The following is a 13,253-nucleotide window of genomic DNA, read 5'->3' as shown; positions in this document are numbered from 1 at the left end:
TTAAAACGATTCTAGAATTATGGAAGGTAAATCAAAGATGAATTTTGATATAATCTCATTGGTTATAGGAGTTCTCACATCAGTTTCAATTTTTATTGCCCAAGGTCCTTATACTGAAACTTGGAAGTATCTAATTCCAATAACACCATTATTTTTTGTTATTCTTGTTATTTCGTTAAAGCAACTCGTATTAAGCATCTATAATTCTAAATCAAAGTTTAATCATATAAAAGATGAGTTAGATTTTATCACTTCAACAAAAACACATGCTTCTCTTTTCGTTAGAATTGAGAATCAAGAAGGAGATTTACATGTAACAAAGAATCAATTAATAGAATTATTTAAAGAGAATATAATTAAATCAACATCTGAAGTAATGTTTTCAGAACATAAATTAGAACAATTACCTTCGACACTTAAAACAACAAACAAATCAACAAATAATGCCATTGTTACACTAAAGAACACACTGTTGACTGAAGAAACAATTAATAATACAGATGTTATTCGGCATGAATGGAAATATGAGATTAATCCTCCATTGACAAAAAAAGGGGATATTGTTGAATACACTTATGAATATGAAATGCCAAATGAAATCAAAGATGCCTTTACAAATCAAGGTGACTTCTTAATTTTGGAACAAGGAAATTTTACTCAAGACATTAGTTTAACAGTCATTGCACCCAAGAAATATAAATTTGTAATTATACGGTCTTATATTGAAGATTATATTGGCAAAAAAACTGACATTTTAGAAAAAGAATGTATACCTAAACTGAGTAAAAATAATAGCATTTTAGAATGGAACACTTCTTATAAAAAGTTCTCAAGATATGTATGTCATTATCAATTATGTTCCAACTAAAAACGTCATAAAAATTCGTGGCTATGAAGTAAAAACGACATTAGATAACAAAAATAAAGAACGAGGGCATAACACACGCTCTTAGGTTTGCACTGAAATTAGAATTTTGAAAGTCGAGGTTGATTTCTATACTTTTGTTGTAAAAAAGCAAGGAATTAACCGGCTGAAAGGGTAAACTAGTAACACACGTGAATATAATTCACCATAGGTATAAGACCCTGTTAAGCGTAGCGTATAATGTTTGGCGTAGGGAAATCGTCTGAACTAGGATTTAGCTAATGAATCATATAAAAACTGAACACTCTGAAATCTGATACATCCTTTTATCTGATACAATCGTGGTTCAGACAGTAACAGTCAGTTTCAACAAAGTACAACACGAGGGTGTCTCAAAAGAAAAAAAGAACGCAAATTACGCAAATAGACGCAAGACAAAGATTACTTATATAGTGATATCTATAAAAAAATAACATTTGCGTAAATTTGTGCCATTTGCGTAATTTGTGTTCAAAAAAAACTCTTATTGGACAGCCTCGTGTTTTTTTACTCTACTACAGTACATATTTATACAAGTTAGTATACAAAAAAGGGCGATGTCCAAAAATTAATTTAATCACACTTTCAAAGTATTGAAAAACAGAGAATTAAAAATACCGGATGTCCAAAATAAATTTACTGAAAATTTGGAAGGAATTATGTAAATAATTATGTTTGCATTAGAAATTAACCGAATGTAAAACCCGTCTGAAAGTTTACGAAGACATAGAGCTAACCCGCTATGCAAGAAAGAATAAAGAACTACCTGAACCGACCGTTCCCGTTGTTTTTATCGTACCGACAAGGGAGAATCTATTTTATTGTACTGATCATCCTCTTTGCAATTTTCCTGAATGTGTTTCAGCCTTTTGGTCTTACCAACTGGCATGCCTTTCACAAGAGTTTGTTCCTGAACGCCTACAGTCTGATTTATATTGGAAGCTACGCCGCAGTGTATATTGTTTATTCCTCGTTGCGCCCGGCTTATTTTCGTCGCGAAAGCTGGACTATCCTCAGAGAACTGCATATCCTGAGCATTTACATTCCCCTGTCAGCTTTCAGCAGTTGGATTCTCACCGATATATATGTAGAAGAAATAGATTTTAGCCTCGGTTCCTTTGTTTCCTTACAGTGTTATAATTGCGTTATAAGTATTGGTACCGTTCTGGGCTTTGGCTATTTTGTTTCCACGAAGCTAAAACCAGACAAACAACTAAGTCCGGCTACAGTTGGGGCTTCGGGAAGTGTGACAAACTACAAAAATACGTCGGAGCTAACCGAACATCTGACACACCTGCCCCCTACTCCACCCGAAACCACCGGATACATTACGATTAAAAGAGAACAGATCGATGTAAGCACCATACTCTTTGCCGAATCACGACGTAACACATTACACGTTTACAGACTTCAGCGTGGAAAAGTAAGGGAGCTAAAAAAGATTATGACGCTGAAAGCCTTTGCAGAACTTGTGAGCGGATATCCGTATATGAAACGTTGCAATATTTCATATATAGTCAATATAAACCAAATAGAAATGTGGAGCGGCACATTGTCCAAAATGATACTCTACCTAAAAGATTGCAATCACCACGTTCCGGTCTCGGATACATACACCCCCTGTTTTAAAGACATAGTAGATGAACGAAGAACAGAGATCAGTAAACAGTGAACAGTGATCAGTTATCAGTGAACAGTAAGTAGTTGATAGTTGATAGTTGATAGTTTATAATTCGTTACTTACTCCTTACCTCTTACTCCTTACCTCTTACTCCTCACTCCTTACCTCTTACCCCTTACCTCTTTCTACTTACTACTTACTCTTTCTCCTTACTCCTTTCTCCTCACTCCTTACCTCTTACCCCTTACCTCTTACCCCTTACCTCTTTCTACTTACTACTTACTCTTTCTCCTTACTCCTTACCTCTCACTCCTTACCCCTTACCTCTTACCCCTCACTCCTTACCTCTCACCTCTTACTCCTCACCTCTTACCCCTCACTCCTCCCTGTTCACTGTTCACTGATAACTGCTCACTGACAACTGTTCCGTCCTTATTTTACCGAAAAGTGTCCCGAAAATCGGGAAAGTGTCCTTAGCTCAGTATGAAGCAGAAAATTCAGATAGTATCTTTGAGCCGTCGATAAGAGACTACATGATTTTCAATTATATAACCAAAAAGAAATGAGTATGGGCGCAACAACAAGAATCCCCCGCAGTATTAATGAATTCGGCACTTATATTGGTTCCACCAATATTTATTTCAGCAGTGGAACTCCGGTAACCAATGGCGAAAGACTTGGAATTACACCTGAAGAAATAACACAATGGAAAGGATTTGAAACAGAATTCTCTCCATTGCTTTTGATGTACAACGATGCAACCAATAGCCGTACACGGGCTATTCGGAACAATCTGATTGAGATTATTGATAAAACAATTGCGTACGATCAGACCAATCATATTTTAGACCGTATTGCAGCATCTCCCAACGCTACAGTGTACGACTGGGGTGCCTTTAATATCAATGGCGGTGTATCACCTAAAACTACCCGCACCAGATCTATTACAGTGATCAAGGAACCGGTTTCAGTAACTTTCCAACAACTGGGTGGAGCCATTATAGCCATAAAATGTTACAGTACTTCCGGCGCACGGGCAGCTATATATGGCGAAGCTGACAGTGTGCAATATCTTTTTAAAACAGGTACCGTTCCTCCCACATCGACCAATGAAGACGGATTAAGATCAGGTCTTTCTACAAAAGGATCGTTTAATCTGGAATTGAATCCTGAATTTAAAGGAAAGTATCTTTATATTTTCTTCCGTTGGTACAGTACCAAGCATCCCGAATTGTCAGGACCCTGGAGTGAATTACAAACTACTATGATTGTGTAGAAGACGAAAGACAAAAGAACCATTCTTGTCTTGGAAAAAGGGAACTAATAACAAAATAATGCAATTATCGGTTAAACGGTAATTGCATTCGTTTGTTTGTGTGCTTAGGGTTTAACCTGAAACATTAAAATTACCTGAGAACAATAAATATGTCGGTGCGCTGCACCTCGGAATTCAACATTCATTACATTTCTACAAATATCTCGGGACGCTGTCCCTTTGAGTTTTGCCAACTATAATGACTACTTACCACTTACTACTTACTACTTACTGATCACTGATCACTGATCACTGTTCACTGTTCACTGATCACTGTTCACTGATCACTGTTCACTGTTCACTGCTCACTGTAACCTGTGAATCATGTAACTTATTTTCAAAGTTGTGTAACTACCTGAGCCTGCCTACCGCTTACCTTTGTTTCCTAAAGCTAAGTACTTTAGCTGCTCCGAAAATCCTTTTCAACAACTGCAATAATCTTTTCTCTCCAAATTTTGTTATTGTTTGTAAGTATGCAATAATATTGAATCATCCGCTGTCTGAAAACAAGATTCGAATAAACAAACATGTATGCTAAGCTTGTCGAAGCATATAACTACATATAAATTCAAAACAAATTACATTTATGGAAGAGTATAAATTATTTGAACCTACGAAGTTAGGTAACCTGGAGTTGAAAAACAAAATAGTGATGGCACCCATGACCCGAAGTCGTGCTATAGGCAATGTCCCCAACGATTTGATGGCGGAGTATTATGCTCAACGGGCAAGTGCCGGATTAATTATTACCGAGGGAACATCTCCTTCGCCCAATGGATTGGGTTATTCGCGCATCCCCGGCTGTTTCAGTAAAGAACAGGTGGAAGGATGGCAGAAAACCACTGAAGCTGTTCACAAAGCCGGTGGAAAGATATTTATCCAGCTTATGCATACCGGAAGAATAAGTCATTCGCTCAACTTACCCGAAGGCGCTCAGATAATAGCACCTTCAGCTGTAAAGCCTGCCGGACAGATTTGGACTGATACGGAACAGATGCAGGACTTCCCTATTCCAAAACAAATGGATGATAATGATTTATTGCTTACACTCACTGAATTTGTTGCTTCATCCAGTCATGCTATCGAAGCAGGTTTTGATGGAGTGGAGCTTCATGCTGCCAATGGATATTTACTTGAACAGTTTTTGTCTCCGGTAAGCAATACCCGAACAGATAAATACGGTGGAAGTATTGAAAACCGCTGTAGGTTTGTGCTCGAAGTAGCTGCTGCCGTAGTAGAAGCTATCGGAAAAGAAAAAACAGGCATTCGTCTTTCGCCTTACGGCGTTGCCAGTGATATGCCGCATTACCCTGAGATAGAAGAAACTTATACTTACCTGGCAGAAGAGCTCAATAAACTGGGACTTGTCTATCTGCATCTGGTGGATCATTCGGCTATGGGAGCGCCCGAAGTACCGTCGGAAATAAAAGGTATTATCCGTACCCGATTCAAAAATACACTGATACTCTCGGGAGGATACGACAAAAAACGGGCTGAAGCTGATATTGAAAGTGGCAGAGCCGATCTGATTGCTATTGGTCGTCCGTTTATCAATAATCCTGATTTGGTGGCAAGACTTAAAAACGATTGTCCTTTATCCCAAACCCTGATAATGGATTTGTTTTATACACCGGGCGAAAAAGGTTATACCGATTATCCTGAATATAAATCGTAAAAATAAAAACGTGACACGACACTATATTCTGTCGTGTTACGTTTAAATATATAAAAGCCAGAAGAGATGATAACTTCCGGAAAAATTCTTGGAGTTCTCCTGGCTTTATCCTGCATTAGCAGTATAGCATATACCGCAGTTATATTAATAAACCTGCCCGGTAATACCCACTCTGCCATTAAAATAGTAATTCACTATATACTGGGCTTAGTCCTGTATAGCACCGGAGTAAGTCTGAGAAGAAAAAGTTATAATGAGTCGGGGCTTTGCCTCCGGTAACCTTATGCTGAAAAACCAACATTTTGATACATGAATAAAGCGCTTCCTGTTTTAAAGAAAATGCTGAAAGTCATCCTCTGGATGGCCGGCGTGCTTGTGCTCCTATTCGTGATTTTGGCACTTATTATACAGATTCCGGCAGTTCAGAATAAAATCGTTCATTCAGCCACCAGTTTTGTAAGCGACAAAACCCACACCCGCGTTGAAATAAAAAATGTAAGTATCTCTTTCCCAAAATCGGTGGTTGTAGAAGGACTCTATCTGGAAGACCTGAAAAAAGACACGCTCATTTATGCAGGAAAGATAAAAGCCAATGTTTCTCTTTACAATCTGCTGTTTAGCAAGATTAATATCAACTCAATAACGATAGAAAATCTGAACCTAAATGCTTACAATACCAATACAGACTCAGTCTTCAATTACAATTTTCTGATAACCGCTTTTGCCGATTCCACCATACGTCAGGAAAATAAACCGGCAACATCTTCCAAGAGCACATTCAACATCGACAAAGTAAACCTGAAAGATATCAGGCTCAGATACGACGATGCATACAGTGGAATGCGCGTATCGGCTTCACTCGGAAAACTCAGACTAAAAGTTGATAAACTGGACATACCCGGTGCTGCATACGGAATAAATGAACTGTTGGTGGAGAAACTACGGGTCAAAGTAGGACTGACGCAATCTAAAAAAACATCCACCCAGAAATCGGAAGGCATCTTACCCCAAATTAAAGCTTCGGGCATACGGATAAACAATTCAAGCTTTACACTGGAAGATGCTGTGAACGGACAATCTGTTTATGCCGATATCCGTCAGTTTGAATTAAAAGCCGGCTCGGTGGACTTACAAAAAGAACTGATATATTCGGATAGAATAAGTTTGTCGGGGAGTAACATTCATTACTTCACTACCGATAAAAATACCGCAACACAAGACGCAACACCCAACACAACAGAACCAGGCACTCCCTCCGACTGGAAAGTAAGCGTGAAACAACTTAATCTGGAGAATAATTCGCTGGCGTACGATATCAGAAATAAACCTTACCTGAAAAATACATTTGATGCTTCGCACCTGCATTATAAGCATGTCAAACTGGTAGCGAAAGACCTATATTACTCCACTACTCAGACCAAGGTAAGAATTGAAAAATTCAGCGCTATGGATCAAAACAATTTCCGTATCAATCATTTCGAGACGGATTTCAGCATGAATCCTCATGCCATAGCAGTCAAAAAGCTTAAAGCCAATACAGCAGGTTCTTCCGTAACAGGCGATGTTAGTCTGAAATTTTCTTCATTGCAAGCATTGAAAACCTCATTCCCAATGTTGATGTTGGATGTCAATCTGAAAAAACTTATTCTCAAAAATTCTGATATACTGTATTTCAGTCCGCAACTTGGTACACAAGCTTTCTTTCAAAACAAGAATACCATAACCACCGCCTCCGGCAGAATACACGGAAGGGTCAACAACCTGAACGGAAAAAATATCGAAATTGAAACCGGTGTGAGTACCCTGCTGGAAACCGATTTTAGCATACGTGGATTGCCCGACGCCCGAAATGCATATTATGCTTTTCCCAATCTGAAACTGACTTCAGGGAGACAAGACATCCTGATGATGGCAGGTAAAGCTATTCCATCCACCCTGAGCCTTCCCGAAGAAATGGTTTTAATACTGAACTTTGAAGGAAAGCTAAAAGCGTTTCAGGCAGGGTTGGGGCTGAGCAGTAGTTTTGGTAATATCAGTATGCTTGCCACATTGGAGACTAATGAAAATTTCAGCGGGAGTGTAGATATCAGTGATTTTGATATGGGGAGTCTATTGAAAAACAAAACCATGTACGGTCCGGTAACAATGACCGCTCACGTGGATGGACACGGACTGAAAGCTGAAACGATGACCGCACAAATCAAAGCCAATGTATCGGAAATTTACCTGAATGAGTATTTGTACCATAATCTGCATGTTGATGGAACAGCTCGCGGGCGTGAATTTGCCGGAAAGGTAAACCTCAACGATAAGAATGCTGTGTTGGATTTTGACGGACTGGTTAACCTGACACCCAATCAGGAAAAATATAAGTTTCATCTGAACGTGCAGGGAGCAGACCTTCAAAAGCTCAATTTCAGCAAAAAAGATATGCGCATAGGACTGGATGCTACGGCCGACTTAACGGGAAATACTATAAATAATCTGAATGGGAAAGCAGGAATAAGCAACCTTATTATGACACAAAACGGAAAGAAATACTCGCTCGATTCTGTTTCAATGACATCGGTCAATACCCCTGAGCAAAGTGAGTTTAATCTGAAAAGTGCTTTGCTTGATTTCAGGTATCAGGGAGCTGTTGCACTAACGGCTCTTCCTGCTCAGTTGACGCGCTTTGTAAATCATTATTTCCCTTTAAGCGACGTCAAAACGGAAAGCAAGGACACGAAACCTTCCGATTTTAAATTTCAAATGCAGCTTTATAATCATCCTATTCTGTCGGAAGTACTTGTACCTGATATGAAAGAGTTCGAACCCGGGTTGATTACCGGTAGTTTTGATAGTAAAAAGAACAGTCTGAACCTCAATGCTTCGATAAAACGAATGCTGTATGGTTCGACGGAGGTAAATAATCTGGTACTGGATGTGAACTCCGATTCTACCGCATTGAATTATCGTCTGTCAGGTACGGGCATTGCCAACTCTCAGATCAACTTTGCCAACCTGCTGTTTGAAGGACAACTGGCCAATAATAGGTTGTCGGCCAATTTATCTTCGATAGATCAGAATAAAATCAAAAAGTTGGCCATTAAATCGCAACTGACCAGAGATAAAGCCAACTACAAACTGTCTATCGATTCCACGGGATTTTATCTGATGAATAATCGCTGGAAGATTGCCCCCGATAATTTCGTGGAATTTGGCAAGCAGGGTTTCAGAGCACATAATCTGTTTATGAACAATGACCGGAGTCAGCTGAATATAGCCTCGGTGCACGATAAGTTTGACGACGATTTGAATATCGGTATCAAAAATTTTAAACTGGAGGATATTTCCGGTATAGTGGAAAAAGACAGTAGCCTGATCAAAGGGAATGTGGACGGAAACGTGCTGCTGAAAAGGGTGAATAAATCTTATGGAATTATTGCCGACGCTAACATCACTGATCTTTTCGTCAGGAATGTTCTTATTGGCAACCTGGCACTCAAAGGCGAAAATCCCAGCACACAACGATTTGACATTAAAGCCAATCTGTCGGGCAAAGACAATAACCTGACTGCTAACGGTTACTTTTTACCGAATGCCGGAAACAATTCGCTCAATATCAAAGCTGACATTCAATCACTTTCGATGAAAACGCTGGAAGCTTTCTCCATGGGACAGATAAAACAGGCATCGGGAACGTTGAGCGGTAATTTCCTGATAGCCGGTAATACTGCTGCGCCGGACATTACCGGACAGTTGACATTCAATAATGCATTTTTAAATCCGTCTTACTTTAATAACCGCTATGAGCTGAAACACGAAACTCTCCGCCTGGAAAAAGATGGAATCTATTTCGATAAATTTACCCTGGCAGATGTCAATCAACACAAAGCGGTGATTGACGGGAACATTAAGATGAAGCGTTTTACCGATTATGTTTTTGGTCTGCAAGTCAATACCAGAGACTTTTTGTTATTCAACACCACGGTTCAGGATAATAAAGAATTTTACGGACGCATGGTTATTGACAGTAAGATAGACTTAAGCGGAACCATGAATTTACCGGTAGTGAATGCCAGCGTAAAAATGAAAAAAGGCTCTAACTTTACCTTTGCCGTTCCCGAAGACAAAGTCACCACCGATAAAGGCGAGGATGTAGTGGAATTCAACACCAAACAAAATCTCAATTCGATATTATACCATACCGATAAAAAAGTCATTAAAAAATCCGGTTTCACGGGATTTGATCTTTCCTCCATTCTGCAAGTAGACAAAGAAGCTACACTACGGTTGTTGATGGATCCTACTTCGTCCGATTCGCTGGTAGTAAGAGGCGATGCTGCTTTGAGCTTTGCTATGGACAAGAGCGGAAAAATGAGTCTGACCGGAGCTTATAATCTGGATAACGGAAGTTATCTGATTTCGATAGAATCGGTTATTAAACGAAAGTTCAATATCATTTCGGGCAGTACCATTGTGTGGAATGGCGATCCGCTGGATGCCGATATCAATATAAATGCCGGTTATACCGTTCGGGCAGCTCCGTATGATTTGGTAGCCGATCAGATGGTGGGGCTAAGTGCTGCTGATCAGGGAGGATACAAACAAATGTATGCGTTTACGGTATTGCTTAAACTGCGTGGTCCGATATTAAAACCTGAAATCAGCTTTGAGATACAACTTCGTCCGGAAGATAAAGGAATTATGAGCGGCGCGGTAAATCAGAAACTGATTATGCTCAATGATGATCCGTCAGCATTAAACAAACAGGTATTTGCGTTGTTGGTACTTGGCAGATTTGTACAGGAAAATCCGCTGCAAACAGAGATAGATCCTACTTCTACGCTGGTGCGTTCTACCATAGGCAATCTGTTATCTGCACAATTAAATCAGTTGAGTTCAAAAATAATACCCGGCATGTCGTTGAATTTTGATGTTCAATCTTACAATGACTATCAATCGGGACAGGCGCAGGGCAGAACGCAAGTAGAGATTGGATTAAAAAAAGAACTTTTCAATCAACGTCTCACGGTTCAGGTTGGCGGCACAGTGGATGTGGAAGGCGAAAAAGCCAAACAGAATTCGACAAGCGAAATTACCAGCGATGTCAACATAGAATATAAACTCACCAAAGATGGGCGTTATCGGTTTAAGGGATTCAGACATAACTTATACGATGGGGCTATTGAGGGACAAATCGTTGAAACGGGTGGTGGTGTGATTTACGTGCGCGATTTCAATAAATGGAAAGAGTTTTTCAGAGCGCCCAAAAAGAGAACTAAAAAGACCCCTAACCCCTAAAGGGAAATAAAAGCAATGAATAAGAACAACATATCAGACAAAAGTAACTCAGTTCCCCTTCGGGGGTTAGGGGTTTTCTCAAATCCTCCTTTAGGAATCAGGGGGTCTTTTTTCATGCTCCTGATTAGTATGTTTCTTTTTTCATGCAGCAGCACACGGCATTTACCCGAAGGAGCCCGACTCTATAAAGGTGCGCAGCTCAAACTTGTATCAACAGAGAAAGTAAACTCTAAAAGCATTAAAACAGCAGCACTGGCTACTATCCGTCCAAAACCTAACAGCAGCTTTTTTGGTATGCATCCGCAATTGTGGCTTTATCAGTCTGTCGGCGAAAATCCCAAAAGTAAATTTAAAAAGTGGTTGAAGAAGAACGGAGAAGCTCCGGTACTCATGACCAACACCAATCCCGGAGTTACTGCCGCTGCCATTGATGCCAAACTGTTTAATATGGGCATTTTCAACAGTCATACGGAATTCAAAATCATTGAAAAAAAGCGTACTGCCAGCATTATTTATACAACACACATTCACGCACCTTATAAAATTAATGAGGTAACTTACAATATTGCGGATGACAGCCTGAGTCGCTTAATTCTGTCGGACAAGAATAATGCACTGATCAATTCCGGACAGGATTATAGCCTGGACAGACTGAAAGCAGAACGCATCCGCATAGACGCGATGTTGAAAAACAGGGGTTACTTTTACTTTAATCCCGATTACCTGTTGTTCAAAGCCGATACTTCGAATATAAATCAAACCATATCGTTTAGAGTGACATTAAAAGACAGTATTCCGGATAATGCCATGAAAGCTTACCGGATACGGAATGTATTTGTTGATCAGAATTACTCCCTGCGCGATGCTGTACGGGATAGTACAAAAGACACGCTGATGATTCGCCATACTATTTTCAGGGGCAAGCCATCGGATATGAATATTCACCCCGAAGTAATTCTGCGATCGGTTTATTTGCGTAAAAACGAAGTCTACTCACGCGAGAATCATAACATTACCCTGAACCGGCTTATGTCGATGGGCAACTTTAAATTTGTGCAGGTGAAGTTTTCCGAGAGTGATACTACGGCTTCGGGTTATTTTGATGCGAATATATTACTCACTCCCATGCCTGTCCATAATTTTCAGGCGGAACTGGATTTGGTAAGTAAGTCTAACAATTATCTCGGTCCGCGTATGAATCTGAGTCTGGCAAACCGCAACGCTTTCAAAGGTGCAGAGTTATTAAAGCTAACCGCAGCCGGATCGTTCGAGGCGCAATTAAGTGGCGAAAACAAAAACGCGTTTTCCTATGCGTTCAATCCGCAGGTGGAACTTACGTTTCCTAAATTTCTGGTTCCATTCAAGATTACACCCTCAAATAGTGTCTATATCCCGAAAACAAATTTCGCACTCTCCTATAATTTTCTGAAAAGGGTAGGCTACTTTAATATGAATACGCTTCAGTTTACGTATGGTTTTAAGTGGAAAAATAGTTTCAGGGTAGAGCATGAATTCAACCCCGTGAATATAAGTTACACATCGGTTACCAATAAGTCTGGTGCCTTTACGGCTTTATTGGATAGCAATAGTTTTCTGAAAAAGAGCTACGAAGAACAGTTTATTGTGGGTGCCAATTATGCATTTACGTACAACGAACAGTCTGTACAGGGAAAGCGGCTACAGTATTATTTCCACTTCTTTGCCGAGACAGCAGGAAATGTGTTTTCGCTGGCCGAATTCATTGCCGGACAGAAACCAACAGCCAATAACCCGTCTAAAATAATAGGTTCGGTATATTCGCAATATGCCAAATTCAGTGTCGATAACCGCGTATACCTCAATTTCAGCAAAAATGAGAAACTCGTTTTTCGTCTCTTTGCCGGAGTGGCCGATGCGTATGGCAATTCATCGGTTTTACCTTACAACAAACAGTTCTTTAGCGGTGGTCCCAACAGCATCCGTGCATTCCGGATTAATTCACTCGGACCCGGAACCTATCTTCAGACGACCAATACCAATGATTTTCTTCAGTTGGGCGGGGATATAAAGTTGGAAATGAATAGCGAGTATCGCTTTGGCATTTATAAGTTTCTGAAAGGAGCTTTGTTTGTTGATGCCGGCAATGTGTGGTTACAGAAGTCTAACTCTTCCGGACAGGGTACTCCGTTTGCTTTCTCCACTTTTATGAATGAACTGGCAGTAGGCGCAGGTTTTGGTTTGCGAGCCGATGTTTCGTTTTTCGTTCTCCGTTTTGATTTAGCCATGCCTTTACGGAAACCCTGGCTGACAGATCACCGTTGGGTAATCAACGAAATAAACGTTGGAAGCGGAGCCTGGAGAAGCAATAACCTGATATTGAATATCGCCATCGGATATCCGTTTTAATGATTATCTGATATCAGAAAACAAAACTGCCGGAATGCACTTAAGCAATGCGCATATTATTGTCTGA

Annotated in this window: 6 protein-coding genes; all 6 read left to right on the top strand. The window is 39.9% G+C overall.

The features are described 5' to 3' along the window. Window positions 1-19 precede the first annotated feature (19 nt). The 6 genes from PALPR_RS13240 to tamL all read left to right on the top strand — a co-directional run bounded on the left by PALPR_RS13240 (window position 20) and on the right by tamL (window position 13,186). Window positions 20-868 (top strand): hypothetical protein, encoded by an 849-nt coding sequence (locus PALPR_RS13240; RefSeq protein ID WP_013446156.1) that lies wholly within the window; start codon window positions 20-22, stop codon window positions 866-868. A gap of 778 nt (window positions 869-1,646) precedes the next feature. Beyond that, window positions 1,647-2,576, top strand: coding sequence for a LytTR family transcriptional regulator DNA-binding domain-containing protein (locus PALPR_RS13235; protein WP_013446154.1), 930 nt, complete (start codon window positions 1,647-1,649; stop codon window positions 2,574-2,576). Between the two features lie 517 nt (window positions 2,577-3,093). Next, window positions 3,094-3,801, top strand: coding sequence for a hypothetical protein (locus PALPR_RS13230; RefSeq protein ID WP_013446153.1), 708 nt, complete (start codon window positions 3,094-3,096; stop codon window positions 3,799-3,801). A 625-nt stretch (window positions 3,802-4,426) separates the two neighbouring features. Continuing rightward, window positions 4,427-5,515 (top strand): alkene reductase, encoded by a 1,089-nt coding sequence (locus PALPR_RS13225; protein WP_013446152.1) that lies wholly within the window; start codon window positions 4,427-4,429, stop codon window positions 5,513-5,515. Between the two features lie 309 nt (window positions 5,516-5,824). Beyond that, the gene (locus PALPR_RS13220; RefSeq protein ID WP_013446150.1) at window positions 5,825-10,801 is read left to right on the top strand and encodes a translocation/assembly module TamB domain-containing protein; all 4,977 of its coding nucleotides are present in this window, start codon (window positions 5,825-5,827) and stop codon (window positions 10,799-10,801) included. 15 nt (window positions 10,802-10,816) lie between these two features. Further along, window positions 10,817-13,186, top strand: a complete 2,370-nt coding sequence (gene tamL, locus PALPR_RS13215; protein ID WP_013446149.1) for a translocation and assembly module lipoprotein TamL — start codon at window positions 10,817-10,819, stop codon at window positions 13,184-13,186. The last annotated feature ends 67 nt before the right edge of the window (window positions 13,187-13,253 follow it).

The sequence above is a fragment of the Paludibacter propionicigenes WB4 genome, from assembly GCF_000183135.1.
Classification (GTDB): domain Bacteria; phylum Bacteroidota; class Bacteroidia; order Bacteroidales; family Paludibacteraceae; genus Paludibacter; species Paludibacter propionicigenes.
The sequence above is the reverse complement of the archived record's forward strand: the minus strand, read 5'-3'. Positions and strand labels throughout refer to the sequence as shown.

Coding starts and splice junctions, on each gene's coding strand:
- PALPR_RS13240 (WP_013446156.1), top strand. CDS start 20: ATGGAAGGTAAATCAAAGATGAATTTTGATATAATCTCATTGGTTATA.
- PALPR_RS13235 (WP_013446154.1), top strand. CDS start 1,647: ATGCAAGAAAGAATAAAGAACTACCTGAACCGACCGTTCCCGTTGTTT.
- PALPR_RS13230 (WP_013446153.1), top strand. CDS start 3,094: ATGGGCGCAACAACAAGAATCCCCCGCAGTATTAATGAATTCGGCACT.
- PALPR_RS13225 (WP_013446152.1), top strand. CDS start 4,427: ATGGAAGAGTATAAATTATTTGAACCTACGAAGTTAGGTAACCTGGAG.
- PALPR_RS13220 (WP_013446150.1), top strand. CDS start 5,825: ATGAATAAAGCGCTTCCTGTTTTAAAGAAAATGCTGAAAGTCATCCTC.
- tamL (WP_013446149.1), top strand. CDS start 10,817: ATGAATAAGAACAACATATCAGACAAAAGTAACTCAGTTCCCCTTCGG.